Genomic DNA, 25,229 nt, shown 5'->3' on the forward strand with positions numbered 1-25,229 from the left:
GTCCGCGACGTAGCCGACGATCAGGTCGCCCTCGCCCGAATCCGTCCACAGCTTCTTCTCGCGGCGGCCCTCGTTCTTGGAGATCAGCGAGTTGGCGGCGGAGAGGATGTGCTGGGTGGAGCGGTAGTTCTGTTCCAGCAGAATCGTTTCCGCGTCGGGGAAATCGCGCTCGAACTCCTCGATATTGCGGATGGTGGCGCCGCGGAAGGCGTAGATGGACTGGTCGGCGTCGCCCACCACGCACAGTTCGCTGGGCGGTACCGCGTCCTCGCGGCGGACCGGCGCGAATTCCGGATCGGCGGCCGAGGCGCCCGCGTCGGCATCGTCCAGATCGGCGGCGACGTGGTGGCCGACCAGCTCCCGGATCAGCACGTACTGCGCGTGGTTGGTGTCCTGGTACTCGTCCACCAGGACGTGCCGGAACCGGCGGCGGTAGTACTCGGCGACCTGCGGGTGATGTTGCAGCAGCGCCACCGTCTCGCCGATCAGATCGTCGAAGTCCATGGCGTTGGCGGCGCGCAGCCGGCGCTGGTACTCGGTGTACACCTGCGCGACGATGCCGGGCAGTTCGCTCTCGTCGGATTCCGCGTCGGCCGCGGCCGTTTCGGGGTCGGTGAGCTCGTTCTTGAGCGTGGAGATGGCGGTGGCCAGCAGGCGCGGGGAGTACTTCTTCGCGTCCAGGTCCATATCGCGGATGATCATCGCCAGCAGGCGGCGGGAATCGTCGGCGTCGTAGATGGAGAAGTTCGAGTTCAGGCCCGGCAGCAGCGCGGCCTGGGTGCGCAGGATGCGCACGCAGCTCGAGTGGAACGTCGACACCCACATACTGGCCGCGCGCGGGCCGATCAGCCCGGCAACGCGCTCGCGCATCTCGGCGGCGGCCTTGTTGGTGAAGGTGATGGCCAGCACCTGGCCCGGCGTGACGCCGCGGGCGTCCAGCAGGTAGGCGATGCGGCGGGTGAGCACGGCCGTCTTGCCCGATCCCGCGCCGGCGACGATGAGCAGCGGCGACCCGGTGTGCACCACAGCAGCCCGCTGCTGCGGATTCAACCCCTCGAGTAGGTGATCGGCCCGATTCTGCCTGTCCCCCCGGATCTGCTCGGGGAGTTGCGAACCTGCCGGTTCCGAAGCGGAACGTGTCGTGTCAGCCACCGTCGTCTCCATCGTCCATCCACGCTACCGGCGGGCACCGACAACCTGTAGTCCGGCGGCCGTGTCCGCGCCACTGGGAAGGATCGTTTGGCACACTTTCGGGCCCGTGGCAGACTGGCCACATGACCAGCGCTCCCGCCTGCTCTGCTACCCCGCGGATCACTGGCTATCGTGGTCACCGACCGTGCACCTGAGCGCGTATGTTCGACGGGGGGACAATGAAAGGCCCACCGGGCTTGTTTCACGGTGGAAGAACCGATTGGTAACGGGGTGGGGCCGCCAGCCGATCGAAGTTCTGACACGAGGAGAAGAAGTATGAGTACCTCTACTACCGAGACCGGGTCGGACGCCGCACTGCCCAGCAGCGAGGCGGAGATCGAGAAGCTCCGCAAGGAGATCGACCGGCTCGACGCCGAGATCCTTGCCGCCATCAAGCGCCGTACCGAGGTCTCGCGCATCATCGGCCGCACGCGGATGGCCAACGGCGGCCCGCGGCTCGTGCACTCCCGGGAGATGAAGGTGCTCGAGAGATTCAGCGAACTCGGCCAGGAGGGTCACACCCTCGCCATGCTGCTGCTGCGCCTGGGACGCGGCCGGCTCGGCCACTGAGACCACACGCGGCAGCTCGCCCGCCGCTTCCCTGAAACCGCCCCGGTGACGTTGTCCCGGGGCGGTTGTCTTTTCGGTCCCTTCGATTCTTACGGAAGGGCGATGTACTTCGTGGACAGGTACTCGTCGATGCCCTCGAAACCGCCCTCGCGGCCGAATCCGGAGGCCTTGACGCCGCCGAAGGGGGCGGCGGGGTCGGAGATGACGCCGCGGTTGATGCCGACCATGCCGGATTCCAGGCCCTCGGCGATGCGCAGGGCGCGATCGAGATCGCGGGTGTAGGCGTAGGCGACCAGGCCGAATTCGGTGTCGTTGGCGGCGGCCAGCCCCTCCTCCTCGGTATCGAAGCCGATGATCGGGGCGACCGGGCCGAACACCTCCTCGCGCAGGATGCGCGCGGCCTCGGGAACGTCGGACAGGATCGTCGCCGGGTAGTAGTACCCCTGCCCGCCGGGGGCCTTACCGCCGATGCGGACCTCGGCGCCCTTGGCCACCGCGTCGTCGACCAGCTCGGTGACGGTGTCGAGCTGGTCCTGGTTGATCAGCGGGCCCAGCGTGCTGGACGGATCGCTACCGGGACCGAGCTTGACCTCCTGCATGGCCGCGACGAATTTGTCGGTGAACTCCGCGCGCACGGAGTTGTGCACGTGGAACCGGTTGGCCGCGGTGCACGCCTCGCCGCCGTTGCGCAGCTTGGCCAGCATGGCGCCGGAGACCGCGGCATCGACGTCGGCGTCCTCGAACACCACGAAGGGCGCGTTGCCGCCCAGTTCCATCGAGGTGCGCAGCAGGCCGTGCGCGGACTTCTCCACCAGCGTCTTCCCGACCTCGGTGGAACCGGTGAAGGTCAGCTTGCGCAGCCGGGGGTCGGTGAGCAGGGGTTCGGTCACCGCGCCGGAGTGGCTGCTGGTGATGACCGACAGCACGCCCTCGGGCAGGCCCGCCTCGGCGCACAGCCGGGCCAGCAGCAGCATGGTCAGCGGGGTCGCGGAGGCCGGTTTCACGATCATGGTGCAGCCCGCCGCCAGCGCGGGGCCGATCTTGCGCGTACCCATGGCGAGCGGGAAGTTCCACGGCGTGATCGCCAGGCAGGGACCGACCGGCTGCTTGTGCACCACGATGCGGCCGGTCCCCGTGGGCGCGGTCTGGTAGCGGCCGTGGATGCGGGCGGCCTCCTCGCTGAACCAGCGGAAGAACTCCGCGCCGTAGCGGACCTCGTTGCGGCTCTCCTGCAGGGCCTTGCCCATCTCCAGGGTCATCAGCAGGGCGAAATCTTCGGTGCGTTCGACGATGCGGTCGTACACCGCCCGCAGGATCTCCGCGCGCTCGCGGGCGGCGGTGGCGGCCCACTCGTCCTGGACCGCGACCGCGGCGTCCAGGGCGCGCAGGGCGTCCGCCGGGGCGGCGTCGGCGACGTGGGTCAGCGGCTCGCCCGTGGCCGGATTCTCGACCGGGAACGTCGCGCCGCCGGTGGCATCCACCGGCCCGCCGATCCAGAGCTGTGTGGGTACGGACTCAAGGAGTTCACGTTCGGACACCATGGACCCAAGCCTATGCCTGCCCGCGCGGGGCTACCTGCGAGTCGGCGCGGCGGCAAGTAACCTCGGCGAGTGTGAGCAGCGACATCACCGCGACGGCGGCCTGGCGGAAACTGCGCGATCACCATTCGGCCGTCGCCGACCGGCATCTGCGTGACCTCTTCGCCGACGACCCGGAGCGCGGGCGGGAGCTGACCGTCGAGGTCGGCGATCTGCACATCGACTACAGCAAGCACCGCGTGACGCGCGAAACCCTCGACCTGCTGGTCGAATTGGCCGAGGCGGCCGGGGTGCCGCAGCGGCGCGACGCGATGTTCCGCGGCGACCACATCAACACCTCCGAGGACCGCGCGGTCGGGCATGTCGCGCTGCGGCTGCCGGAGGGCGCGTCGATGACCATCGACGGCGCGGACGCGGGCGCCGAGGTGCACGAGGTGCTGCGCCGGATGGGCGAGTTCAGCGACGCGCTGCGCTCCGGGCAGTGGCGCGGCGCCACCGGCGAGAGCATCGCGACGGTGGTGAACATCGGGATCGGCGGTTCCGATCTGGGGCCGGTCATGGTGCACCAGGCGCTGCGGCACTACGCCGACGCCGGGATCTCCGCCCGGTTCGTCTCCAATATCGATCCGGCCGACCTGACCGCGAAACTCGACGGCCTCGATCCGGCGACCACGCTGTTCATCGTGGCGTCCAAGACGTTCTCCACGCTGGAGACGCTGACCAACGCGACCGCCGCGCGCCGCTGGCTGGTCGCGGCCCTGGGCGAGGACGCGGTCGCCAAGCATTTCGTCGCGGTGTCCACCAATGCCGAGCGGGTCTCGGCGTTCGGTATCGACACCGCGAACATGTTCGGCTTCTGGGACTGGGTCGGCGGGCGTTATTCGGTCGATTCGGCGATCGGGCTGTCGGTGATGGCGACCGTCGGCAAGGAACGGTTCGCCGAATTTCTCGCCGGTATGCACAGCGTCGACGAGCACTTCCGGACCGCTCCCCTGGCGGCCAACGCGCCGGTGCTGCTCGGCCTGATCGGGGTCTGGTACTCGAACTTCTTCGGCGCGGAATCCCGTGCGGTGCTGCCGTATTCGAACGATCTGAGTCGCTTCCCCGCCTATCTGCAGCAGCTGACGATGGAGTCCAACGGGAAGTCGGTGCGCGCCGACGGCACCCCCGTCTCCACCTCCACCGGCGAGATCTTCTGGGGCGAGCCCGGCACCAACGGTCAGCACGCCTTCTATCAGCTGCTGCATCAGGGCACCCGGCTGATACCCGCCGATTTCATCGGATTCGCCCGGCCCACCGACGATCTGCCGACCCGCGACGGCACCGGCAGCATGCACGACATCCTGATGAGCAACCTGTTCGCGCAGACCAAGGTGCTCGCCTTCGGCAAATCCGCCGAGGAGATCGCCGCCGAGGGCACGGACCCGAATCTGGTGCCGCACAAGGTGATGCCGGGTAACCGGCCCACCACCGCCATCCTCGCGCCGCGGCTCACCCCCTCGGTGGTCGGGCAGCTCATCGCCCTGTACGAACACCAGGTCTTCGTCGAGGGCGCCGTCTGGGGCATCGACAGCTTCGACCAGTGGGGCGTGGAACTCGGCAAGCAGCAGGCTCTGGCGGTGGAGCCGCTGCTCACCGCCGCCGAAGACCCAGCGCCGCAGTCGGATTCGTCGACCGACGCCCTGATCAGGTGGTATCGAGCACAACGGTAGAAACGGCACCTGGTTCCCCGGCGTAGCACGAGGTTCCGGCAGGACACCCGGTCCCCGGCGTAGCACCGAGTTCCCCGGTGGGGGAATTAGGGGCATGCATGGTCCCTTCCCGCGGCGTAGACACGTACGCGGGAGGAATTCTCATCGGGAGGGACCATGTCCATCGTCTTTCGTGCCGCCGCGCCCGAATCCGCCTCGCTCACCGATCTGGGACCGTTGCAGAACCTGCCCGGGACCTGGATGGGAACCGGGTTCAGCCTCGCCGAACTGCCCGACCACGAGGGTGGCGCGCCGTTCCGGCTCCGGCTCGACGCCACCCACGAGACGCTGACGTTCACCGAGATCGGCGCACCCATCCTGAACCGCGGAAACGTCCAGGACGACATCGTCTTTCGCGGGGTGCGCTATCTACAGCAGATCTCCTCGGCCCAGACCGCGGAGTCGCTGCACGTGGAGAACGGCATGTGGCTGTTCGTGCCGCCGACCTCGGCGCCCCAGGCGGGCCCGACCGTCGTGCGCATGGGCACCATCCCGCACGGCGATTCGTTCCTGGCGCAGGGCGCACCCGTGGCCGATGTGCCGGGCGCGCCGGAGATTCCGCCGCTGGAATCCACGCCGCCCGGATTCCCGTTCGGCGAAGGGTATTTCCCGCCGCCCGGAACCGTGCTGCCGCCGGGCATTCCGGACGAGGCGCTGCGCAATCCGGCCGCCCTGCTCCGCCAGGTGCTCAAGGAGCAGACCGTCGTGCACACTACGACGCTGAGCGTGCGGACCGGCCCCGGCGACATCCGCAACATCGGCTTCGTCACGGCCAACGCGAACGCGACCACCCTGCGCGCCATCCTGTGGATCGAGACGATCCAGCGCCCGGACGGCACCGAAACCCTGCAATTGCAGTACAGCCAGCACTCGATCCTGCGCTTTCCGGCGGGACCGAACCCCGACCCGGCGGTGCCGATCGACTGGCCCCATATCCAGGTCGGGACGCTCGTCAAGCAATAGCGCGTCGTCAGACGTAGGCACGCTCCAGGATGGCGTCGGTGTCGACGCCGGTGGGCAGGGTACCGAAGGCGATACCCCAGTCGCCCCCGAACCTGGTGGCGCAGAAGGCATCCGCCACGGCGGCGTGGCCGTGGCGGACCAGTTGCGCGCCTTGCAGCACCAGCGCCATCAACTCGACGACGCGCCGGCCCCGGTACTCGATATCGGACAGGTCGGTGAGTTCCTTGCCGATGCGGTCGATCGCGTCGTCGAGGTGGTGGTTTCCACCGCGAGCGAGGGACACCTCGGTGAAGTAGGCCTCGACGGTCTCGGGCTGACGGCCCATGGCGCGCAACGCGTCCAGCGCCGCCACATTGCCGGAGCCCTCCCAGATCGACATCAGCGGGGCCTCGCGATACAGCCGGGGCATGCCCGACTCCTCGACATATCCGTTGCCGCCCAGGCATTCCAGCGCCTCGGCGGCGTGCACGGGCGCCCGCTTGCAGACCCAGTACTTGGTGACCGCCAGCGCGATGCGCCGCAGCGCCGCCTCCGCCGGATCGGACGTGGCGCGGTCGGTGGCCCCGGCCAGCCGCATCATCACGGTGGTCGCCGCGTCGGACTCGATGGTCAGGTCGGCGAGCACATTGCGCATGGCGGGCTGGTCGATCAGCTTGGCGCCGAACACCTCTCGATACCGGGCATGGTGCACGGCATGGACGAGACCGGCGCGCATACCGGTGGCCGAGCCGATCACGCAGTCCAAGCGGGTCATGTTCACCATCTCGATGATGGTCTTCACCCCGGCGCCCTCCGCGCCGACCAGCCAGCCCACCGCGTTCTCGTATTCGATCTCCGAGGAGGCGTTGGACTTGTTGCCGAGTTTGTCCTTGAGCCGCTGCAGCCGTAGCGGATTGCGGGTGCCGTCGGGCAGGACGCGCGGCAGCAGGAAGCAGGACAGCCCGCCGGGCGCCTGGGCGAGGGTGAGGAACATATCCGACATCGGCGCCGAGGTGAACCACTTGTGGCCGACGATGCGGTAGGTGCCGTCGGATTGCGGTGTGGCCGTGGTGGTATTGGCCCGCACATCGGAGCCGCCCTGCTTCTCGGTCATCGACATGCCGGCGATCAGGCCCGCCTTGGTGGATGGTTCGCGCAGGCCGAAATCGTAGGCGCGCGAACCGAGGAGCGGTTCGAACCGGGCGGCCAGCTCGCGGTTGTGGCGCAGCGCGGGGACCACCGCGTAGGTCATCGAGATCGGGCACATGTGGCCCGCGTCGGCCATGCCCCAGGTGTAGAACTTCGCCGCGCGGGCGGTGTGCGCGCCCGGCCGCTCGTCGAGCCAGGGCGCGCCGTGCAGGCCGTGCGCGACCGCGACCTTCATCAGCTCGTGCCAGTAGGGATGGAATTCGACCTCGTCGACGCGGTGGCCGTAGCGGTCGTGGGTGTGCAGCACCGGCGGGTTGTCGTTGGCGAGGCGGCCCCATTCCTGCGCCTCGGCGCCGCCCGCCAGCGCGCCCAGCTCCCGCACCTCGGCCTCCGCCCAGCCCGCGCCCTCGCGGTGCAGACCCTCGAGCAGGGCCGGATTGCGGGAGAAGTCGAACGGGACGATGTTCGGAACCTGGTTGAACACTTCGTGAGTGGGCATGCGGGACTCTCCTATTCGTGCAGACCCAGGGCGCGCAGGGCGAAGGTGACGAGTTCGGGTACCACCGACTCGCTCTGCAGCGCCTCGGCGAGCGGCCCGACCAGGACCTCACCGATGGCGCCGACCAGAGCGGCGGCGCTGATACGCGGATTCTGCGGCGGCAGTTGACCGTTGGCGACGCCCTCGGCGACCGCCGATTCGAAGGTGTCGGCGAAGGCGCGGCGGAATCGCAGCCGCTCGGTGTCCACGGCCGCGTCGACCGGTTCCGCGAGCAGCACGTAGGCCAGTTTCGGATTCTTCAGCGCGCGACCGGCGAAGGTCTCCACCGCGGCGGTCACGCGCTGCACGGCGCTGCCCTCGGCGCCTGCCGCGGCCACCGCCGCCACTTCCCGGGTGACGACATCCCGGAAGACGGCCGTGACCAGCTCGGCCTTACCGCTGAAGGTCTTGTAGACGGTGCCGGTGGCCACGCCCGCCTCGGCGGCGACCACCGCCATGGACAGGCCCGCGAAACCCCGCTCGGACAGCACCCGGGCGGCGGCGTGCACGATCGCGCCGGCCTGCGCGTCGAGGCGGGCCTGCACGGCCGGCGTTCTGCGGTAGGCCATGCAAGAAGTGAATCACGGATTCATTTCTTGACGCAAGGGGACCGCGCCTGCTCGAATCGGGGCAAGCGAACAGCGAAAGACGGAGGCCCGATCGTGACCGTGCGCATCGAACGCAGCGGCCAGGTATTCACCGTGATTCTGGACCGGCCGGAGGCCCGCAACGCGGTCGACGGGCCGACCGCCCAGGCCCTGGCGGAGGCGTTCCGGGAGTTCGACGCCGATCCGGATGCCGCCGCGGCCGTGCTGTGGGGTGCGGGCGGCACGTTCTGCGCCGGAGCGGACCTGAAATCGCTCGGGACCGAGCGCTCCAACCGCGTCGACACCGATGGCGACGGCCCGATGGGCCCGACCCGGATGCGGCTGTCCAAGCCGGTGATCGCGGCGGTCGCCGGGTACGCGGTGGCCGGCGGGCTGGAGCTGGCGCTGTGGGCCGACCTGCGAATCGCCGAGCAGGACAGCACCTTCGGGGTGTTCTGCCGCCGCTGGGGCGTTCCGCTCATCGACGGCGGCACGGTGCGGCTGCCGCGCATCGTCGGCGACGGGCGGGCGATGGACATGATCCTCACCGGCCGCGCGGTGGGCGCCACCGAGGCGTTGCAGATGGGGCTGGTGAACCGGGTCGTGCCGACCGGCGAATCCCGCCGCGCCGCGGAGCAGCTGGCCGCGGAGCTGGCGGCCCTGCCGCAGACCTGCCTGCGGTCGGACCGGATGTCGGCGCTGGAGCAGTGGGGCCTGGACGAGGAGGCCGCCGTCGCCAACGAGTTCCGCCATGGCCTGACCGCGCTGTCGGATGCCGAAGGAGCACTCGCGGGGGCGCAGCGATTCGCTTCGGGCGCGGGGCGGCACGGGAGCCCGGAGTAACGGCGCGATGAACCGGCTCAGCGTGGTCGACGAGATCTTCCTGCGCACCCACCGCGGCATGGGGACTCCCATTGCGCTGCAAGGGTTGTGGCGGACGGCCGATCGGGTGCGGCCGGAGCTGCTCGCGGAGGTGCACGCGGCGCTGCGGGACGGGCCGCTGGGGCGGCGGGTGGTCAGGTCGCGGGTCCCGGGGGCGCGGCCGTGCTGGCGGGCGACCAGGTCGGCGCATCCGCTGCGGATCGCCGAACGCCCGATCCCCGCCGCGGAGCTGCTGAACTGGGCGGACGGGCAGGGTTTCGACCTCGACCCGGAGTTCGGGCCGGGCTGGCGGCTGGCGGCCGCCCCGCTGGACGACGGCGGGTCGGTGATCTCCCTGACGTGCTCGCACGCCCTCGCCGACGGACGCGGGCTGACGATCGCGATCGACCACGCGCTGTCGGGCACCGCCGCCTCCGAAGACCCTGCGCCGCAATCGGATTGGGGTGATGCGCGCAAGCAGTGGGCGACGGTGCTGGGCGGGACCGCGCGCGCGTTGCGGCACGGCGTCCCCGCGCGCCCGGCGGTGCCCGATACGCGCGCTCCCGTCACCGCCGAGCGTGCGACCTGTGGTGCGGTGCTGCAGATTCCCGCGGCCGACTGGGACCTGGTCGGCGCCGGGCACGGCGGCACCGCCAACAGCCTGTTCGTCCATCTGACCGCGAAGATGCTGTGGGACAGTGGTTTCCCGGGCGAGACCCTCACTGCCAGCGTCCCCGTCGATACGCGCGCCGAACCGCGGGTGGACAACGATATGGCGATGACGGAGGTCGTCGTCACCCGCGCCGACACCCCCGCCACCCTGCGCGAGAAATGCCGCGCCGCCTACGAACACCGCATGTCCGCCCCGGCCGGAATGCCCGAGGAACTACTCCAGGTCCTTCCCACCCGCCTCGCCCACCGCCTCTCCCGAGGCGCGGGCGAACGAGACATCCTGTGCTCCAACATCGGGCCCCTCCCCCCATCCCTGGCCCACCTCGGCCCCCACACCTGCACCGGAGTCGCCGCCCGAGCCATCCACCCCGGCCTACTCCCCACCCACCTCCCCCGAACCCACCTCTCCGCCTACCTCTCCCGCACCCCCCACACCTACACCCTCGCCCTCATCTCCCTAACCCCCGACCACCTCCCCACCCGCCAATCCCTCACCGACCTCGCCTCCACCACCCTCAACACTTTGGACCTCCCCCACACCGCTTGGTAGTGGTCTAGGGAGTAGCGGGAACCGGGGCATCGACGCGAGAACTGACGTGGGCTGGGATGTCGATGCCGGGGGCGAGGTCGTGGGAGGGGATGGGGGCGTCGAAGATCTGGCGGACGGGGAGGACGCCCGCCCATGCCTGGCTGGTCATATCCTCGGCGTCGTCGGAGGGGTGGCCGGAGCGGGTCTTGACGGAGGCTTCGGTGAGGTCGAGGGCGAGGACCGTGGTGGCGGCCAGTTCCTTTTTCGTCGGGGGACGGACGTGGTCCCAGGAGCCGGGGGCGGCGTGTTCGACCACGGCACGCAGGCCGTGCAGGCGCTCCTCGTGGTCGGTGACCTCGACCGCACGGCCGTGGATCACCGCCGAGCGGTAGTTCATCGAGAAATGCATGGCCGACCGGGCGTAGACGATGCCGTCGAGGTGCGTGACGGCCACCGAGACGCCCGCCGCGAGCGCGGCCCGCAGATTGCCGGCGCCGGTGGATCCGTGCAGGTAGAGGGTGTCGCCGTCGCGGCCGTAGGTGGTGGGCAGGACCACCGGCGCGCCGTGCAGCAGCACGCCGAGGTGGCACACCAGACCGGCGTCGAGGATCGCGTCCAGGGCGGCGCGGTCGGTGGCGGCGCGGTCCCGGTAGCGGGTGAGGGCGCTGCGCGACGTCGGCGAGAGCGGGGTCCGGGCGGAGGCTGACTCGGTCATAGCACCAGCATGTCCCGGTCAATGGCATTATGAAATGGCCAATTCGCCGCAAGAACGGAATACCACTTTGATGACCGATCCGGACGAGCTGCCGCTCGCCATCGACCGCGACGCGCCCCGCCCGCTGGCCGTCCAGGTCGCCGACGAGCTGCGCGCCGCGGCCACCGACGGGCGGCTGCGCGGCGGTGACCGGCTGCCGTCCTCCCGCGCGCTCGCGATCCGCCTCGGGGTCAGCCGCACGGTCGTCACCGCCGCCTACGACCAGCTGCACGCCGAGGGCTGGCTGACCGGCAGGCACGGCTCGGGCACCTTCCTCACGGCCTCACCCGCCTCCGCGCCGGAACACTCCACCGCCATCGCGGACAGCGAAATAAGCTCTCCCCATTACGATCTCGCGCCCGGCGCACCCTGCACGGAGGCGATAGACCGGGCGGCGTGGCGGCGGGCGTGGCGGTCGGCCTCCGATCGAATTCCCCTGGTGCGCAAGGACAGGCGCGGCGACGCCGACTACCGGACCGTGGTCGCCGAGCATCTGCTGCGGCACCGCGGCCTCGCCGCCACGAGCGATACCGTGGTGCTCGCGACCTCGGGAACCAGCTCCGCCGTAGGCGAACTCGCCGCCGCGCTGCTGCGCCCCGGCGATGTGGTGGCGATGGAGGACCCCTGCTACCAGCGCGCGGTGGGCGCGTTCCGGGCGGCGGGCGTGCGGCTGCTGCCGGTGCCCGTCGATGCCCAGGGATTGCGGGTGGACCTGATACCGCCCGACGTCCGCGCGGTGTATTGCACTCCCGCACACCAGTTTCCGCTCGGCGCCCGGATGCCCGCGAGCAGGCGGGTGGAGCTGATCGAATTCGCCCGCCGCACCGGAACCCTCGTCCTGGAGGACGACTACGACGGCGAACTGCGGTACGACACGGCTCCCCTGCCCCTGCTGGCCGCCCTCGCCCCGGATGTCGTGGTGCATCTGGGCACCACGTCGAAGATCCTCACCCCGACGCTCGGCGCCGGCTGGCTGGTCGCGGTGCCCGAGATCGCGCACGCGGTGACGGCGGTGCGCGAGTCGACCGGCACCGGACCCGCCCCCGCCGGGCAGCAGGTCGTCGTCGAGCTGGCGCGGCACGGCGATCTGGCCCGCCACCTGCGCCGGCTGCGCCGCGAGATGGCGGATCGGCGGTCGCTGGTCGTCGCGGAGCTGTCCGGGCGGGGGCTCGAGGTGCGGGGCGACGACGCCGGATCCCATGTCCTGGTGCCCCTGCCGTCGGCGGCCGAGGAGGACGCGGTGATCGCCGAAGCCCACCGCCGCGGCGTCCTCCTCGACGCCCTGGGCCGCCACTACCTCGGCGAACGCCACCATTTCGGCATACCGCTCGGATATTCCGCGCCGCCCCGGGCCGATCTGGCGGATGCCGTCCGCATCGCCGGCGAATGCATGACGGGGAACGACCGGGCCCGGTGAGGATTGCGGGCGGGCTGCCGCCGGACCGTCGTAGCATGGGACCCATGACCGAACAGGACATCCTCGCGCGCATCAAGGACCTGGTGGATCGTGAGCATCAGCTGCGCTCGAAGGCCACGAGCGGGGCGCTCGATCCGGAGCACGAGCGCGCCCAGCTGGCCGATCTCGAGGTGATGCTGGACCAGTGCTGGGACCTGCTGCGGCAGCGGCGGGCCAGTGCCGACCGCGGTGACAATCCGGACGAGGCGCAGGCCAACTCCGCCAAGCAGGTCGAGGGTTACCTGCAGTAACGGCTACCATCCATGGATGGTGGCAACGATCGACATCACGACCGCCGACGGCATCGTCCGCGGTCGTCGTGGCCGCCGCGTTCTGCGCTGGCGGTCCATTCCCTACGCCGCTCCCCCGGTCGGGGACCTGCGATTCCGCGCACCACAACCGGTGCGACCCTGGCCCGGCGTGCGCGAAGCCACCGATTTCGGACTCGCCGCCATGCAGCATCGGGACGGAGCGCGCATCGGCCCCCGGCAGTCGCAGGCGACCGGCGAGGACTGCCTGACGCTGAACGTCACGGCCCCGGCCGCGCCGTCGTCGGCGCCGCGGCCGGTCATGGTGTTCATCCACGGCGGCGGGTACGTCCTGGGCACCTCCGCCCTCGGGCTGTACTCCGGGGCCCGGCTCGCGGTGCGTGGCGACGTGATCGTGGTGTCGATGAACTACCGGCTGGGCGCATTCGGGTACGTCGACTTCAGTGAATTCTCCACTCCGGAAAGACCTTTCGACTCCAACCTCGGTCTGCGTGATCAGGTCGCGGCGCTGGAGTGGGTGCGGCGCAATATCGGGGCGTTCGGCGGAGATCCCGGCAACGTCACCATTTTCGGCGAATCGGCGGGCGCGCACGCGGTGGTGAGCCTGCTGGCGACACCCGCCGCGGCGGGGCTGTTCCATCGAGGCATCGCGCAGAGCGCGCCCGCGGACTGGTCCATGACCACCGCGGAGGCGCGTTACTTCGCCCGCAGCTGCCTGGAGAAGCTCGATATCGCGCCGGAGGACGCCCCGGCCGCGCTGACCACATTGAGCGCCAACGATATTCGCAAGAGTGTCGACCGCACGATCGGCACGGTGCTGTGGGAGCAGCCGGGAAGCTTCCCGGCCGCCCCGGTCGTCGACGGCGACTACCTGCCGAAGGCGCCCATCGAGGCATTCGCGGACGGCAGCGCCCACGCGGTGCCGCTGATCATCGGCACCAATCGCGACGAGGGCACGCTGTTCCAGCGCTTCGACCGGACGCTGCCGACGACCCCGGACCAGTTGCACGCCGCGCTGGCCCGCTGCGGTGGCGAGGATCTCGAAAAGCGTGTCATCGCAGCCTATCCCGGCTATCCGGCGAAGAAGACGGCGGTGCGGATGGGCGGTGATTTCGTCTTCTGGCGGCCGACCGTCGCGGTGCTGGAGGGGCACAGCAGGCATGCGTCCTGCTACGCCTATCGCTACGACTTCGCCCCGCGCGCGGCGCAACTGGCCGGGTTCGGGGCGACGCACGCACTCGACCTGATCCCGGTGTTCGGCGGTGTGGACACGCCGGTGGGCAGGGTCATCACAGCGGCGGGCGGATATCGCGGATTCCGCGCGGTGCAGGACGAATTCCAGGAGAACTGGCTCGCCTTCGCCCGCACCGGACGACCGCTCGACTCCTGGCCGGAGTACACCGAGCAGCGGCGCAGCACCCGGATCATCGACAGCCCCGCGCGGGTGGAGGTGGATCCGGAGAAGGCGAAACGCCTTGCCTGGGAAGGGGTTCGGGTCCCCGCCCTGCAATGAGCGGCCGAAACTACTTCAGCAGGCGGGACATCCGGCGGTCGGCGAGGATCTTGCCGCCGGTCTGGCAGGTGGGGCAGTACTGGAAGGACTTGTCGGCGTAGGCGACCTCGCGCACGGTGTCGCCGCAGACGGGGCACGGGAGGCCGGTCCGCGCGTGCACCCGCATCCCCGAGCGCTTCTCGCCCTTGAGGCGGGCGGCGTCCTGGCCGACGGACCGCTGCACCGCGTCGGTGAGAACGGCGCGCAGGGCCTCGTAGAGCTGCGCGACCTTGTCCGGGGCGAGGGTGCCCGCGGTGGCGAACGGGGACAGCTTGGCCACGTGCAGGATCTCGTCGGAATAGGCGTTGCCGATACCGGCGAGCAGCGACTGGTCGGCGAGCGCCGTCTTCAGCCGCTGCGAGGTGCCGCCCAGAATGTCGGCGAACTGCTGCTCGGTGATCTCCAGGGCATCCGGCCCCAGCCGCGCGATACCCGGCACCGCGTTCGGATCTTCCACGACCCAGACCGCCAGCCGTTTCTTGGTCCCCGCCTCGGTGAGGTCGAAGGCCGGGGTGGCGCCCTCCGGGGTGAAGAAGTGCACGCGCAGGGCGAGCGGGCCCTTGCCCGGTTTGGGCGGGTTGGGGCTGGGTTCGTCGAGCCAGCGCAGCCAGCCGCCCCTCGACAGATGGGTGATCAGCCACAGGCCGTCGCAGTTCAGCCCCAGATGCTTACCCCAGTGCCCCGCCCCGGTGACGTCACGACCGGACAGCGCGGTCACCGGCGGGTCGAATGTCTTCAGCACGCTCAGCGCGGCGACATCCACCCGCCCGACAACCGCGCCCACCGCATGCTCGGCCAGGAACCGCTCGAGCGCCACGATCTCCGGTAACTCGGGCACTCCCGCAGCCTACCGTCCCCCACCGACATCCTCGCGGATCGAGAACTGCCGACGGCTGAACCGGTCGAGGGACGGTCAGGCGCGACGCAGCAGGTAGATGTCCATGATCCAGCCCTTTCGCGCGCGAAGGTCGTCGCGGCACCGGATGATTCGATCCTCCACCGCGCGCAGCGGGCCCTCGATCAGCGTCTCGTCCGGCATGCCCAGGTAGGCGCCCCACCAGATGTGCAGATCGTTGCCGGGGACCGTGCCGAACGATGCCTCGCCGTCCAGCATGACCAGCGTGGACTCCCCCGGGGCGACGCCTTCCTCCCGCAGGCGGCGGCCGGTGGTGATGTGGACGGGCTCGCCGATGTCGTGCAGGACGATGCGATGCCGCGCGGCCAGCGCCTGCGCGCTCGTGACCCCGGGGATCACGGTGTAGTCGAACCGCTGGGCGCCGCGCGCGATCACCCGCTCCACCATCCGCAGGGTGCTGTCGTACAGCGACGGATCGCCCCAGACCAGGATGCCGCCGACGCCCTCGGTCCCGGCGAACGCCTCCTCCAGCAGCGCGGCGCGGCGCTCGTGCCAGTCCTCGACGACGCCGCGATACGTCGCGTCGCCGACGACGCGGTCGCGGGGCGGGTCCGGGATCTCCACCGTCCGGTACGGCCGGTCCACGTGCGCGGCGAGGATGGCCGTACGCACCTCGACCAGCTCCTGTTTCGCGTCTCCCTTGCCGATGACGAAGAAGACGTCGACCCGGCGCATGGCCTCGATGGCCTGCACCGTCACCTGGGCCGGATCCCCCGCCCCGATTCCGATCACATAGAGCTGCCGCACGTCGCCCAGCTTGCCAGCAGCCCATGTCCCGCAGGGTGCCGGTCCGGGCGACCGGCCCGTCGGTAGACTCGATGGGCATGGACTCCCACCGGGCCGACACGCAGTACGAAGACCTGCTGCGGCAGGTACTGGACGCCGGAACGCCCAAGGCGGACCGCACGGGCACCGGTACCCGCAGCATCTTCGGCCACCAGCTGCGCTACGACCTGTCGGCCGGTTTTCCGCTGGTCACCACCAAACGAGTGCACCTGAAATCGATCGTCTACGAGTTGCTGTGGTTCCTGCGCGGCGACTCCAACGTCGAGTGGCTGCGCGAGAACGGCGTCACGATCTGGGACGAATGGGCCGGGCCGACCGGCGAACTCGGACCGGTGTACGGCGTGCAGTGGCGCTCCTGGCCGACGCCCGACGGCGCGCACATCGACCAGATCTCGCAGATCCTGTCCACGCTGCGCACCGATCCGGATTCGCGGCGGATGATCGTCTCGGCCTGGAACGTGGGCGAGCTGGACAAGATGGCGCTCGCGCCGTGCCACGCGCTGTTCCAGTTCTACGTCGCCGGCGGCCGCCTCTCGTGCCAGCTGTACCAGCGCAGCGCCGACCTGTTCCTGGGCGTGCCGTTCAATATCGCCAGCTACGCGCTGCTCACCCACATGGTCGCGCAGCAGGCCGGACTGGAACCCGGCGACTTCGTCTGGACCGGCGGCGACTGCCACATCTACGACAACCACCTCGACCAGGTCCGCGAGCAGCTGAGCCGGGAGCCCTACCCGTTCCCCGAACTGCGCCTGCGCCGGGCGTCGTCGCTGTTCGACTACGCCTTCGAGGATGTGGAAGTCGTCGGCTACCAACATCATCCGACCATCAAGGCGCCGGTCGCGGTATGAGCCCCACCAGCATCGGGCTCATCTGGGCACAGACGCCGGACGGTGTCATCGGCGCGGACAACGCGATCCCGTGGCGGGTGCCCGAGGATCTGGCGTACTTCAAGACGGTGACCGCGGGACATCCGGTGATCATGGGTCGCCGCACCTGGGACTCGCTGCCCGCCCGCTTCCGCCCGCTGCCGGAACGGCGCAATATCGTCGTCACCCGGCAGTTCGACTGGTCGGCCCCGGGCGCCGAACGCGCCGGATCGCTGGACGAGGCGCTGAAACTCACCGCCGCCGACACCGCCTGGGTGATGGGTGGCGGCGAAATCTACCGGGCCGCAATGGATCACGCGACCGAACTGGCCGTGACCGAGGTGGACACCAGGGTCGCGGGCGACGCCTACGCGCCGGCCGTCGGCCCCGAGTGGCGCGTCGACAGCGACAGCGGCTGGCGCGAATCGACCTCCGGATTGCGTTACCGCTGGCTGCGGTACGTGCGCTGAGCGGCCCACCGCATCCCACACCGAATCGCAACCGCGAAACACCCGAGCCCGCGATGCCCGTCCGGCATACTCACGGATATTCAGCCCGCGACCACAGCCCGCTCTCGGCTGACCCGTGAAGGAAGCCCATGGACAAGAAATCGCTGACCGCGGTGGCCCGCCAGCAACTGAAGCTGGCCGCGACCGCCACGAGCGGACGCAGTTCCCAGACCCTGTACGGCGGCCACACGCACTCCCTCCGCCAGACCGTGATCGCCCTGACCGCCGGCCAGAGCCTGGCCGAGCACGAGAACCCGGGCGAGGCCACCCTCCAGGTGCTGACCGGCACGCTGACCGTGATCAGCGGCGTGAACGAATGGAAGGGATCGCCCGGCGACCTGCTCGTCGTTCCCGCGGCCCGGCACAGTGTCAAAGCCATCGACGACGTGGTGTTCCTCCTGACCGTGGCGAAATAGCCGAGGCCCCGGAGTTGGTCACAGATCACCGCAGACCTCCGGCAATCCCGCGGCCGTACCCCGTAGTCTGTGATCATGGGTGAGCCGCAGCCGATCCTCGATCCGCTCACACGGGCCGCGATCTTTCTCGTCGCCACCATCGACGAGGGAGGCGAACCGGAGGTCAGGGACCTGCTCGCCGATCTGTCCGGATTGCGCCGCTCGGTCGGGTTCCGGGTGCCCGGCGGCGAACTCAGCTGCTGCGCGGGTATCGGCTCCGCGGCCTGGGACCGGTTGTTCTCCGGCCCGAGACCCGCTGAGCTGCACGAGTTTCCGGGCTACGCCGGCGACCGCCACCAAGCCCCCGCGACGCCCGGCGACCTGCTGTTCCACATTCGCGCCGAATCCCAGGACGCCTGCTTCGAACTGGCGATGACCATCGGCGACCGGCTGCGCGGCGCGGCCACCATCGTCGACGAGACCGTCGGATTCCGCTATTTCGAGCAGCGCGACCTGCTCGGATTCGTCGACGGCACCGAGAATCCGGAAGGCCGGCTGGCCGAGGCGACCGCCCTGGTCGGCGACGAGGATCCGGACTTCACCGGCGGCAGCTACGTGATCGTGCAGAAGTACACCCACGACCTGGAGTCCTGGAACGCGCTGCCGGTCGAGGAGCAGGAGCGCGTCATCGGCCGCACCAAACTCGCCGACTACGAACTCTCCGACGAGGAAAAGCCGCTGAACTCGCACGTCGCGGTCAACACCGTGTACGACCCGGACGGTACCCAGCGCCAGATCCTGCGCGCCAACATGCCGTTCGGCAGCGTGCGTACGGGCGAGTTCGGCACCTACTACATCGCCTACGCCGCCACCCCGGACGTCACCGAACGGATGCTGGAACGCATGTTCCTGGGCAGCGACGAGGCCGCGTACGACCGCATTCTCGACTTCTCCACCGCGGTCACCGGCACCCTGTTCTTCTCCCCGACCACGGACTTCCTGGACGATCCGCCGGAACTTCCGGGCGCGCGAGAACCGGCATCCGGCGACGACGTCGAACCGTCGACCGCGGGCGACGGTTCCCTCGGTATCGGCACGTTGAAAAGGAGTCGGGTATGAGTCTCCGCATCGGAAAGGACGCAGCATGAACAACCTGCACCGCGAGCTCGCGCCGATCACCTCCGAGGCCTGGTCGGCCATCGAGGAAGAGGCGACCCGCACGTTCAAGCGGCACATCGCCGGACGGCGAGTCGTCGATCTGTCCGGGCCGCACGGCACCGACTATTCGGCGGTCGGGCTCGGGCGCACCGCCACCATCGCCGCGCCCGACGAGGGTGTGCAGGCGCGGCGGCGGCTGGTGGCGCCGCTGGTCGAACTGCGGGTGCCGTTCACGCTGTCCCGCGAGGAACTCGACAATGTCGAGCGCGGCGCCCAGGACGCCGACCTCGACCCGGTCAAGGACGCGGCGCGCAAGATCGCGTTCGCCGAGGACCGCGCCATCTTCGAGGGGTATCCGGCCGCGGATATCACCGGTATCCGGTCCGCGGCGTCCAACGACCCGATCACGCTGCCCGCCGATCCGCGGCTGGTGCCGGAGGCGGTGGCGCAGGCGCTGAGCGAACTGCGCCTGGCCGGTGTCGACGGCCCGTATTCTGTGCTACTGAGCGCCGACCTGTACACCCAGGTCAGCGAGACCTCCGACCACGGTCACCCGATCCGCACCCACATCGAGCGCCTGATCCCCGAGGGCCAGATCATCTGGGCCCCCGCCATCGACGGCGCCTTCGTCCTCACCACCCGCGGCGGCGACTTCGACCTCCAGCTGGGCCAGGACCTGTCGATCGGCTACGAATTCCACGACACCGACTCGGTCCGCCTGTACTTCCAGCAGAGCCTGACCTTCCTCGTCTACACCGCGGAAGCCGCCGTCGCCCTGCGCTCTTGAGCCCGGAAGATTTCTCCTGTACCGGTGAGCCCGGTGGCCGGTACGGTGGGCTCGCGTAGGTAGGAGGTCCATGGCGATGGTGCGTGCGGGCGTGGTTTCGGGGCGGCGGGCGCTCGTGTACAGCGTGCTGGGGGTGCTCACCACCGTGGTGGTGTGTGCCGGGGTCGTCGGCGTATTCGGGGTGAACCGGGTGTTCACCGGGCTGCTGGCGGGTGCGGTGCTCGCGATCGCGGTGCTGGTGCGGCTGTTCGGGCGGGACGTGGTGGTGCTCGCGGACCAGGCGATCTATCTGCGGACGCCGCTGCACGAGTCGAGCGTCGACTGGGACCGGGTGGTCGCGGGGCGGTTCGCGCTCGACGAGCGGGAGCGCTGGTCGCTGGCCCTGGACCTCACGGGCGGCGACGAACTCCACGGCGAACTGGTTCTGCTGAGCATCCCGCCGGTGGTGCGCCCGGTCTCCAACGCCTACGAGCACCGCAAGCGCGAGCAGGTCGCGGAGATCCGGAAGATGCTGCGCCACAAGCGAGTACCGGTCACGGTGTTGCCGGAGATCGCGGAGGCGCTGCACGAGCACTGGAAGCTCGCGCCGGCGCGAGGGTGATCCCGGCCAAAAGCGTGCCGGGAAAAATAGTGGTGCGGGCCGGGAAAATTGGTGGTGCGGGCCGGGAAAATTGGTGGTGCGTGCCGGGGGGATCAGCGGTGCGTGCCGGGAACATCGTGGTGGGCTGGATGGTGAGCGGTCGACATGCGTGGCCGGTGGCCGGCGTGGAAAGGTGACGGGCGTGACTCATGCGGTGGTGACTATTCGTACGGCGGCGATTGCTCACGTCCGGGATCGCCGGATGTTGCAGGCGCGGTCGGTGGGCAAGGACGTCTTCTATATGGCGGGCGGGAAGATCGATCCGGGTGAGACGGCGGTGCAGGCGCTGCATCGCGAGGTGCGCGAGGAACTCGGTGTCGGCGTGGCCGCCTACAGCGAGCTGGGTGTCTTCGAATGCCAGGCGTACGGGCACGCCCCCGGCACCGCGCTGCACATGACGTGTTTCACCGCGGACCTGACCGGCGACCCGAGCCCGACGAGCGAGATCGCCGAACTGCGCTACTTCACCCTCGGCGAATACGCCGCCATGCCGCATGTCGCCCCCGGCTCCATGATGGTGTTCCGACGCCTCCGCGAACTCGATCTCATCGACTGATCCCGGCGTCCTCTGCCGGGGCGGTATCCCGCGGGATCCGGGTCGCGGCCAGGAATCCGACCAGCAGGAACAGCGCGGCGACGACCATGGTGACGCGCGTGGCGTCGGCGAAACCGCGCGACAACGCGTCGACCACCCCCTGCGTGCCGTCGTGGTCGCGCAGCACCGTGATCGCGCCACCGGCCGAATCCCGCGTGGCCGCGGCGACCTCGTCGACGGCGCGGTCCGGCAGTCCCGGCACCTCCCCCAGCCGATCGGGCAGGTTGCGGCCGAGCGACAGCGACAGCACCCCGCCCACCAGCGCGGCGCCGAGCGCCGCGCCGACCTGCCGCACCGTGGACTGGGTCGCCGCACCCTGACCGGACGCGGCGGGCGGCACATCGGCGAGCACGGTCCCCGTGAGCTGCGCGGAGGCGAGCCCCAGCCCGACGCCGTAGCAGGCCAGCAGGACCGCCAGCAGCCACGGCGAGACGTGCGGCGTCACGAACAACGCCGTCACCGCCACGGCCACCACCTCGATCGCCAGCCCGATCCGCACGATCAGCGACGGCGCCAGCGACCGCCCCAGCGCCTCGGTGGCGATACCGGCCGCCAGCGCCCCCACCGCCATCGCGGCGAGAACGAAACCGGCTGCCAGCGTGGACAATCCGAGCACATTCACCAGGAACAGCGGCAGCACGAACAGCAGGCCGAATTCGCCCAGCGCCACGGCGCCGGCCGTCACGTTCCCCCAGCGGAACGCCGGACTCGAGAACAGCGAGAGGTCCAGCAGCGCGGAACGTTCCACCTCCGCCCGGTGCCGCTCCCAGAGCACGAACAGCACCAGCAGCGCGACCGCGAGCAACAGCAGCAGGGGAATCGGCGAACTCGCCGCCCTGGTCGACCAGGTCAGCCCGAAGAAACCGAACTCCCGCAACGGTTTCCACCAGCCGTAGGTCTGCCCCTCGATCAGCGCGAACACCAGCAGCGCGAAACCCGCTGTGCTGAGCAGGAATCCGTCGACGTCCAGCCCGCGCGAATGGTCACGCACCCGCGTCTCCGGCACGAACAGCACGATCCCGGCGAGAACCACCACTCCGACGGGCAGGTTGATCAGGAAGATCCACGGCCAGGTGAAGCTGCTGGTCAGCCAGCCACCGAGCAGCGGGCCGACCGCGGCCGCCGCGGACATCACCGAACCCCACACCGCGAAGGCGACGACGCGGTCGCGGCCTCGGAACAGCGCGTTGACCGTCGACAACGTGCCCGGTAGCACGCCCGCCGCGCCGATGCCCTGCACGATGCGGCCCCAGATCAAGGTCGAGGGATCGTCCGCCGCGGCCGCCAGCAGGCTGCCGAGAACGAATACGACCACGCCCGCGGCGAGGATCCGGCGGCGGCCGAGCCGGTCGCCGAGCCGCCCGGCGGTGATCAGCAATGCCGCGAGTACCACCGCGTAGACGCTGGTCACCCACTGCGCCTGGGTGAAGCCCAGGCCCAGATCGCGGATGATCACCGGCAGGGAGACGCCCACGATGGTGCCGTCGAGGACCACCATGGCCAGACCGAGCGCCGGCACCGCGAGCGCGAGCCATCGCCTGCCGCCCTGCTGGAGGGGCGAATCGAGCTCCACGTCCGTCATGCGCAACTCCCGCCGTCGAGTGGGAACGCCATCGAAGAAACTCGTGCGCCACCCAGTCTACGAGCGATTTGCCCAAAATTCGCCAGCTCGGGTCGAGACGGTCGGGAGTTCCCCAACAGGGGCAGCACTCCGGGCTGTCAGGAACTCCCCAGCCTCCGCAGCACTGCTCCGGCGGCGGACCGCGCGTCGTCTAGGTCACCCGACCAGCCGAGCATGTGCAGGACGGCGTCGGGGATCAGTCGCTCGGCGTACTCCGGCGCGGCCCCCTCGTCGGAGCGGATGTTGATCACGCTCTCCACGAGCCGGAAGGGCAGGACGTGCGCACCGGTCACCCCCGCCTCCGGGGATTCGGCGGCCACCTCTTCCGCCAGCTGTTCGTAGTGGCGGCGCAGTTCCTCGCGCCGCAGCCGGAATGCCTCGAAACGCTCCGACCGCAGTTCCGGCAGCAGATACAGCGCACCGAGATTCCAACGGGCGGCGCACAACTGCCGCACGTCGAACAGGGCGAGCGCATACAGCCGGATCACCGCCGGTTCGGGGGCGTCGCGCAGCCGGGACGCCAATTCCAATGGGCCGGTGACGGTTTCGTCGAGCAGCGCGTCGAGGATGTCGTCCTTGGCGGAGAAATGATGATAGAGGGAGGCCTGCCGGATGCCCACGGCATCGGCGATGCCGCGGGTGGAAGTGCTGCCATACCCCTTGGTGGTGAACAATTCCGCCGCGGCGTCGAGGATTTCGGCGCGCGGCGTGTGCCCCTGGCGACGCCGCGGCTCGAGGCGCGGTCGGCCGGGTCCGAGTTGCGTCACATCTCCCATTCTCGCCTATCGCCGGTCCCTGCCCTTCCCCGGATCGGCGGCCGTGAGATTTCTGTCATCCGATAGAAACGGCGGCAACGCAGAAGTTACCCGGCAGCCCGCGCTCGATACATCGGCGTCACCACCAGGGCGGCCCGGCTTGGAAAACTTTCAGGCGATAGATATTGGCCACGACGCCGAAGGAATCCCGCCCATGGCCACCACACTCACCGCCCCCGACCGATCCGCGAGCGCCGACGACGGCGCCGACCTGGAACGGTTCGGCTACCAGCCGGTCCTGCACCGCAAGCTCGGACGTTACGCGTCGTTCGCGGCAGGCTTCTCCTTCGTCTCCATTCTCACCACCATCTTCCAGTTCTTCGGATTCGGCTACGGGTTCGGCGGCGGCGCCTTCTTCTGGACCTGGCCGGTCGTCTTCGCCGGTCAGTTCCTGGTGGCGCTGAACTTCGCCGAACTGGCGGCCCGCTATCCGATCTCCGGCTGCATCTACCAGTGGTCGCGGCGGCTGGCGGGCGAGGTCGTGGGCTGGTTCGCCGGGTGGATGATGATCCTCGCCCAGATCGTCACCGCGGCCGCCGCGGCCATCGCCCTGCAGGTCGTCCTGCCGTCGATCTGGAGCGGATTCCAGATCATCGGCAGCGATACCGCGCTGACCTCGCGATCCGGGGCGACGAACGCCGTCCTGCTGGGCAGCGTGCTGCTCGTGCTGACGACCGTCGTGAACGTGATCGGCATCGGGCTGATGGCACGGATCAACACCATCGGGGTCACCGTGGAGATCGTCGGCGTCCTCGCGACCATCGCCCTGTTCTTCACGCATGCCGAGCGCGGACCCGGCGTCGTCTTCGACACCACGGCCGCCGCGCCGGGGCCGTACTGGGCGGCGTTCCTGGTGTCGGGACTGATGGCCGCCTATGTGATGGTCGGATTCGATTCCGCCGGTGAGCTTTCCGAGGAGACGCGCAATCCGCGCCGGGTCGCGCCGCGGACCATTCTCACCGCGCTGGCGGTCTCGGCGCTCGGCGGCGGGCTGATGCTGATCGGCGCACTGATGGCCGCGCCCAGCCTCACCGACGGCGCGCTGGCGTCCGACGGCCTGGCGTACGTGATCTCGGCGAAGCTGGCGACGCCGGCGGGCAAGGTGCTGCTGTGCTGTGTCGCGGTGGCGATCACCGTGTGCACCTTGGCGATTCAGACGGCCGGGTCGCGGTTGATGTTCTCGATGGCCCGCGACGGGAAGCTCCCGTTCGCCCGCCGACTGGCCGCCGTTCATCCCCGCTTCGGCACGCCCGCCCTCCCCGCCGTGGTGATCGGCGCGCTCGGTATCGCGCTGCTGGTGGTCAATCTCGGCAACGCGGCGATCTTCGCGACGCTGGCCAGCGTGTGCATCGTGACCCTCTACCTGGCGTATCTGCTGGTGACGGTGCCGCTGCTGGTACGGCGGTTCCGGGGCTGGACCGACACCGCATCGGTCCCCGAGGGCCTGTTCACGCTGGGCCGCTTCGGAATTCCGGTGAATCTGGTGGCGGTGATATGGGGCCTCGCCATGGTGGTGAACCTCGCCTGGCCCCGCGCGGAGGTCTACACCCCCGACGGCGGTAGCTGGTGGATGCTCTGGGCCGCACCGCTTTTCGTCGCCCTGGCCGCGGTCGTGGGCGCGCTGGTCCACCAGATCGTGGTAGCCGCACCGGCCCGCCGCGCCGCCCCGGCCCCCCAACCCGCCTGACCGATGTCCCCACCGTCGGCCGCGCTGGGACGGCCCGCCCTCGCCCTCCTCCTGGCCTCCGCGATCAAACGCCACCACCGTTTTCCGGCACGCTT

At 70.0% G+C, this 25,229-nt stretch carries 25 protein-coding genes; 16 read left to right on the forward strand and 9 right to left on the reverse strand.

All coding sequences use genetic code 11. The features are described 5' to 3' along the window. The coding region (locus ON41_RS27165; protein ID WP_157185639.1) for an ATP-dependent helicase at positions 1-1,164 on the reverse strand (1,164 nt) is incomplete at its 3' end. Between the two features lie 303 nt (positions 1,165-1,467). On the opposite strand from ON41_RS27165, the gene ON41_RS27170 reads away from it, so the two are divergent. Further along, positions 1,468-1,761 carry a chorismate mutase gene (locus tag ON41_RS27170; RefSeq protein ID WP_040750686.1) on the forward strand — a complete coding sequence of 98 codons (294 nt, stop codon included), beginning with the start codon at positions 1,468-1,470 and terminating at the stop codon, positions 1,759-1,761. An 89-nt stretch (positions 1,762-1,850) separates the two neighbouring features. On the opposite strand, the gene ON41_RS27175 is transcribed toward ON41_RS27170, so the two are convergent. Further along, positions 1,851-3,302 carry an NAD-dependent succinate-semialdehyde dehydrogenase gene (locus ON41_RS27175; RefSeq protein WP_040750687.1) on the reverse strand — a complete coding sequence of 484 codons (1,452 nt, stop codon included), beginning with the start codon at positions 3,300-3,302 and terminating at the stop codon, positions 1,851-1,853. Between the two features lie 71 nt (positions 3,303-3,373). On the opposite strand from ON41_RS27175, the gene pgi reads away from it, so the two are divergent. Both pgi and ON41_RS27185 read left to right on the forward strand, forming a co-directional pair. Next, positions 3,374-5,011 carry a glucose-6-phosphate isomerase gene (pgi, locus tag ON41_RS27180; protein WP_040750688.1) on the forward strand — a complete coding sequence of 546 codons (1,638 nt, stop codon included), beginning with the start codon at positions 3,374-3,376 and terminating at the stop codon, positions 5,009-5,011. Between the two features lie 156 nt (positions 5,012-5,167). Beyond that, positions 5,168-6,013 carry a heme-binding protein gene (locus ON41_RS27185; protein WP_040750689.1) on the forward strand — a complete coding sequence of 282 codons (846 nt, stop codon included), beginning with the start codon at positions 5,168-5,170 and terminating at the stop codon, positions 6,011-6,013. Between the two features lie 7 nt (positions 6,014-6,020). On the opposite strand, the gene ON41_RS27190 is transcribed toward ON41_RS27185, so the two are convergent. Both ON41_RS27190 and ON41_RS27195 read right to left on the reverse strand, forming a co-directional pair. Then, a complete protein-coding gene (locus ON41_RS27190) occupies positions 6,021-7,640 on the reverse strand; it encodes an acyl-CoA dehydrogenase family protein (RefSeq protein WP_040750690.1) in 1,620 nt (539 codons plus the stop codon). Positions 7,641-7,651: 11 nt separating this feature from the next. After that, complete coding sequence (locus tag ON41_RS27195; protein WP_040750691.1) at positions 7,652-8,248, reverse strand: TetR/AcrR family transcriptional regulator; 597 nt, start codon at positions 8,246-8,248, stop codon at positions 7,652-7,654. A 93-nt stretch (positions 8,249-8,341) separates the two neighbouring features. On the opposite strand from ON41_RS27195, the gene ON41_RS27200 reads away from it, so the two are divergent. Next, the gene (locus ON41_RS27200) at positions 8,342-9,109 is read left to right on the forward strand and encodes a crotonase/enoyl-CoA hydratase family protein (protein ID WP_174411366.1); all 768 of its coding nucleotides are present in this window, start codon (positions 8,342-8,344) and stop codon (positions 9,107-9,109) included. Positions 9,110-9,116: 7 nt separating this feature from the next. After that, on the forward strand, positions 9,117-10,349 hold the full coding sequence (locus tag ON41_RS27205) for a hypothetical protein (RefSeq protein WP_040750692.1): 1,233 nt from the start codon (positions 9,117-9,119) through the stop codon (positions 10,347-10,349). Between the two features lie 4 nt (positions 10,350-10,353). Here ON41_RS27205 and ON41_RS27210 read toward each other — a convergent pair whose 3' ends face one another. Continuing rightward, entirely contained in the window at positions 10,354-11,043 is a 690-nt protein-coding gene (locus tag ON41_RS27210) for a pyridoxamine 5'-phosphate oxidase family protein (RefSeq protein ID WP_040750693.1), read from the reverse strand. A gap of 70 nt (positions 11,044-11,113) precedes the next feature. Between ON41_RS27210 and pdxR the strand changes: the two genes are divergently transcribed. From pdxR to ON41_RS27225, 3 genes are read left to right on the forward strand one after another with little or no spacing between them, the layout of a single operon-like run. Continuing rightward, on the forward strand, positions 11,114-12,499 hold the full coding sequence (pdxR, locus tag ON41_RS27215; RefSeq protein ID WP_040750694.1) for a MocR-like pyridoxine biosynthesis transcription factor PdxR: 1,386 nt from the start codon (positions 11,114-11,116) through the stop codon (positions 12,497-12,499). Between the two features lie 44 nt (positions 12,500-12,543). Continuing rightward, entirely contained in the window at positions 12,544-12,789 is a 246-nt protein-coding gene (locus tag ON41_RS27220; RefSeq protein ID WP_040750695.1) for a DUF2630 family protein, read from the forward strand. Between the two features lie 16 nt (positions 12,790-12,805). After that, on the forward strand, positions 12,806-14,320 hold the full coding sequence (locus ON41_RS27225; protein WP_040750696.1) for a carboxylesterase/lipase family protein: 1,515 nt from the start codon (positions 12,806-12,808) through the stop codon (positions 14,318-14,320). A gap of 10 nt (positions 14,321-14,330) precedes the next feature. On the opposite strand, the gene ON41_RS27230 is transcribed toward ON41_RS27225, so the two are convergent. Then, the gene (locus tag ON41_RS27230) at positions 14,331-15,197 is read right to left on the reverse strand and encodes an Fpg/Nei family DNA glycosylase (protein WP_040750697.1); all 867 of its coding nucleotides are present in this window, start codon (positions 15,195-15,197) and stop codon (positions 14,331-14,333) included. A 75-nt stretch (positions 15,198-15,272) separates the two neighbouring features. Further along, positions 15,273-16,022, reverse strand: coding sequence for a precorrin-6A synthase (deacetylating) (gene cobF, locus ON41_RS27235; protein ID WP_040750698.1), 750 nt, complete (start codon positions 16,020-16,022; stop codon positions 15,273-15,275). 77 nt (positions 16,023-16,099) lie between these two features. On the opposite strand from cobF, the gene ON41_RS27240 reads away from it, so the two are divergent. The 7 genes from ON41_RS27240 to ON41_RS27270 all read left to right on the forward strand — a co-directional run bounded on the left by ON41_RS27240 (position 16,100) and on the right by ON41_RS27270 (position 20,972). Next, positions 16,100-16,909: a thymidylate synthase gene (locus ON41_RS27240; RefSeq protein WP_040750699.1), complete on the forward strand. Its 810-nt coding sequence runs from the start codon at positions 16,100-16,102 to the stop codon at positions 16,907-16,909. Next, a complete protein-coding gene (locus tag ON41_RS27245; RefSeq protein ID WP_040750701.1) occupies positions 16,906-17,397 on the forward strand; it encodes a dihydrofolate reductase in 492 nt (163 codons plus the stop codon). Before ON41_RS27240 ends, ON41_RS27245 begins: the two co-directional genes overlap by 4 nt. Positions 17,398-17,525: 128 nt before the next feature. Continuing rightward, positions 17,526-17,852, forward strand: coding sequence for a cupin domain-containing protein (locus ON41_RS27250; protein ID WP_040750702.1), 327 nt, complete (start codon positions 17,526-17,528; stop codon positions 17,850-17,852). A 75-nt stretch (positions 17,853-17,927) separates the two neighbouring features. Next, the gene (locus ON41_RS27255) at positions 17,928-18,950 is read left to right on the forward strand and encodes a Dyp-type peroxidase (protein WP_040750722.1); all 1,023 of its coding nucleotides are present in this window, start codon (positions 17,928-17,930) and stop codon (positions 18,948-18,950) included. Positions 18,951-18,975: 25 nt separating this feature from the next. After that, entirely contained in the window at positions 18,976-19,776 is an 801-nt protein-coding gene (locus ON41_RS27260; RefSeq protein WP_040750703.1) for a family 1 encapsulin nanocompartment shell protein, read from the forward strand. A 70-nt stretch (positions 19,777-19,846) separates the two neighbouring features. Beyond that, entirely contained in the window at positions 19,847-20,377 is a 531-nt protein-coding gene (locus tag ON41_RS27265) for a hypothetical protein (protein WP_040750704.1), read from the forward strand. A gap of 181 nt (positions 20,378-20,558) precedes the next feature. After that, complete coding sequence (locus ON41_RS27270) at positions 20,559-20,972, forward strand: NUDIX hydrolase (protein ID WP_040750723.1); 414 nt, start codon at positions 20,559-20,561, stop codon at positions 20,970-20,972. Here the strand turns inward: ON41_RS27270 and ON41_RS27275 are convergent. After that, positions 20,962-22,593 carry an MFS transporter gene (locus tag ON41_RS27275; RefSeq protein ID WP_040750705.1) on the reverse strand — a complete coding sequence of 544 codons (1,632 nt, stop codon included), beginning with the start codon at positions 22,591-22,593 and terminating at the stop codon, positions 20,962-20,964. The two genes, ON41_RS27270 and ON41_RS27275, sit on opposite strands and share 11 nt — an antisense overlap. Positions 22,594-22,730: 137 nt before the next feature. Beyond that, a complete protein-coding gene (locus tag ON41_RS43500) occupies positions 22,731-23,399 on the reverse strand; it encodes a TetR/AcrR family transcriptional regulator (protein WP_085995827.1) in 669 nt (222 codons plus the stop codon). A gap of 202 nt (positions 23,400-23,601) precedes the next feature. Between ON41_RS43500 and ON41_RS27285 the strand changes: the two genes are divergently transcribed. Further along, positions 23,602-25,134: an amino acid permease gene (locus ON41_RS27285; protein WP_040750707.1), complete on the forward strand. Its 1,533-nt coding sequence runs from the start codon at positions 23,602-23,604 to the stop codon at positions 25,132-25,134. The last annotated feature ends 95 nt before the right edge of the window (positions 25,135-25,229 follow it).

The organism is Nocardia transvalensis NBRC 15921 (genome assembly GCF_000308875.1).
Lineage (GTDB): Bacteria > Actinomycetota > Actinomycetes > Mycobacteriales > Mycobacteriaceae > Nocardia > Nocardia transvalensis.

Excerpts from the sequence above, each read along its gene's own strand:
- ON41_RS27185 (WP_040750689.1), top strand. The coding sequence starts at position 5,168 with ATGTCCATCGTCTTTCGTGCCGCCGCGCCCGAATCCGCCTCGCTCACC.
- ON41_RS27190 (WP_040750690.1), bottom strand. The coding sequence starts at position 7,640 with ATGCCCACTCACGAAGTGTTCAACCAGGTTCCGAACATCGTCCCGTTC.
- ON41_RS27210 (WP_040750693.1), bottom strand. The coding sequence starts at position 11,043 with ATGACCGAGTCAGCCTCCGCCCGGACCCCGCTCTCGCCGACGTCGCGC.
- ON41_RS27205 (WP_040750692.1), top strand. The coding sequence starts at position 9,117 with ATGAACCGGCTCAGCGTGGTCGACGAGATCTTCCTGCGCACCCACCGC.
- ON41_RS27170 (WP_040750686.1), top strand. The coding sequence starts at position 1,468 with ATGAGTACCTCTACTACCGAGACCGGGTCGGACGCCGCACTGCCCAGC.
- ON41_RS27220 (WP_040750695.1), top strand. The coding sequence starts at position 12,544 with ATGACCGAACAGGACATCCTCGCGCGCATCAAGGACCTGGTGGATCGT.
- ON41_RS27240 (WP_040750699.1), top strand. The coding sequence starts at position 16,100 with ATGGACTCCCACCGGGCCGACACGCAGTACGAAGACCTGCTGCGGCAG.
- ON41_RS27225 (WP_040750696.1), top strand. The coding sequence starts at position 12,806 with ATGGTGGCAACGATCGACATCACGACCGCCGACGGCATCGTCCGCGGT.
- pdxR (WP_040750694.1), top strand. The coding sequence starts at position 11,114 with ATGACCGATCCGGACGAGCTGCCGCTCGCCATCGACCGCGACGCGCCC.
- ON41_RS27250 (WP_040750702.1), top strand. The coding sequence starts at position 17,526 with ATGGACAAGAAATCGCTGACCGCGGTGGCCCGCCAGCAACTGAAGCTG.
- ON41_RS27195 (WP_040750691.1), bottom strand. The coding sequence starts at position 8,248 with ATGGCCTACCGCAGAACGCCGGCCGTGCAGGCCCGCCTCGACGCGCAG.
- ON41_RS27255 (WP_040750722.1), top strand. The coding sequence starts at position 17,928 with ATGGGTGAGCCGCAGCCGATCCTCGATCCGCTCACACGGGCCGCGATC.
- ON41_RS27175 (WP_040750687.1), bottom strand. The coding sequence starts at position 3,302 with ATGGTGTCCGAACGTGAACTCCTTGAGTCCGTACCCACACAGCTCTGG.
- ON41_RS27285 (WP_040750707.1), top strand. The coding sequence starts at position 23,602 with ATGGCCACCACACTCACCGCCCCCGACCGATCCGCGAGCGCCGACGAC.
- ON41_RS27265 (WP_040750704.1), top strand. The coding sequence starts at position 19,847 with ATGGCGATGGTGCGTGCGGGCGTGGTTTCGGGGCGGCGGGCGCTCGTG.
- ON41_RS27275 (WP_040750705.1), bottom strand. The coding sequence starts at position 22,593 with ATGACGGACGTGGAGCTCGATTCGCCCCTCCAGCAGGGCGGCAGGCGA.
- ON41_RS27245 (WP_040750701.1), top strand. The coding sequence starts at position 16,906 with ATGAGCCCCACCAGCATCGGGCTCATCTGGGCACAGACGCCGGACGGT.
- ON41_RS27260 (WP_040750703.1), top strand. The coding sequence starts at position 18,976 with ATGAACAACCTGCACCGCGAGCTCGCGCCGATCACCTCCGAGGCCTGG.